Origin of the sequence: Streptococcus suis, assembly GCF_002960445.1 — a bacterium.
In the GTDB taxonomy this organism is placed as follows: domain Bacteria; phylum Bacillota; class Bacilli; order Lactobacillales; family Streptococcaceae; genus Streptococcus; species Streptococcus hyiners.
Map to the genome: position 1 here is coordinate 1 of NZ_POJD01000328.1, position 303 is coordinate 303.

Annotated in this window: 1 pseudogene; it reads left to right on the plus strand. The window is 33.0% G+C overall.

Going from position 1 to position 303, the window contains the following annotated elements:
* Positions 1 to 193 precede the first annotated feature (193 nt).
* Positions 194 to 303 (plus strand): annotated as a pseudogene (locus C1G53_RS11080) (lipoate--protein ligase); the annotation flags it as partial.

Consider the following 303-nt stretch of genomic DNA (forward strand, 5'->3'; position numbering starts at 1 on the left):
TCTAAGGAAGAAAGATGCTTGCGGCTAGATAAAAGATCAAAAATGATTTTAAGTGTTTGCTCATGAAAACCTCCTTTTATAGCCTACCATCATTTTTGAGAAAATTCAAGAATGGACAAGAAGAGTTTCAATACTTGTCTTTTGTTATCGTTTCCACTATAATAAAAATTAGTTAACAATAAAGGAGTTTTGCATGAAATACATTGTAAATAACAGCAATGACCCAGCTTATAACATTGCCCTCGAAGCCTATGCCTTCAAGGAATTAACAGATATTGACGAAATTTTTATTCTCTGGAGCCC